1 protein-coding gene is annotated in these 904 nt (G+C 27.9%); it reads left to right on the forward strand.

Annotated features, from left to right (window positions below):
- A partial coding sequence (locus tag IU405_RS00240; RefSeq protein WP_197436665.1) for a hypothetical protein occupies positions 1 to 904 on the forward strand: 904 nt, incomplete at both ends.

Consider the following 904-nt stretch of genomic DNA (forward strand, 5'->3'; position numbering starts at 1 on the left):
GATAAATCTATTAGTAAAATACATCGTAAACTTGAAGGAATTACAAATTTGCTAGCCATAGCATATAAATTAGGATTTTCAGAACCTTTACTTAGGGAACAAATTTTTTATTGTAACGACATAAAAGCAAGTTCTGATGTATTGTCAAAAGAGACCAAAACGGCATTACAAGATGTAAGTTTAAAATTACAGGTTAAAGATTTATACAAAGTGATGAATGTTGAAAATAATAAATTGGTTATTGCCATAGAAAAATATAAAAATGAAGCTACAAAAATGATTGAAAAAAAATGTTTTAAAGAGAATGATGATTGTAATTTTTCAATCTTGATAGACAGCCTAATATCATCCTATGTCAGCATTTCAGATAGCGAGAATTTAATATATTTTAATAATCTTATAATATACGAGCTATATAAATCTACTACTTTTAAATATCAAACAATAAAAGATATTTTTAGTCCAAAAGAAAAACTACGTACATTTAAATTAGACGGATACGAACTCAATTTTTATGATGCGGTTTTTCCAGAAGATGAATTTACTTTTAAATGGTCGGGCGGTGGAAATAAAATAGATGGTAAAATCTATTTAAATGGATCAGGAAAATTAGAATTTATTCAAGATGGATATCCTGTTTGTACTTATGAAGGAAATATTAAAAACGGTAGGCTCATGGATAAAAGAGCGACCATGACATATACTAACTTCAAAGGACCAGGAATTGATAATCAACTACGAATGGTATTACATTTCAAAATTGAAGCATTGTTTTACAATAAACCAGTTGGTGAATTAATAATCAGCTCAAAATATGGTGAATATATAGGAGAAACTATCAATTATATTCCACATGGAAACGGGGTATTGGATAAACCCCAATATTATTGCAAAGGAGAATTTA

This window comes from Polaribacter sp. BAL334, assembly GCF_015767435.1.
GTDB lineage: Bacteria > Bacteroidota > Bacteroidia > Flavobacteriales > Flavobacteriaceae > Polaribacter.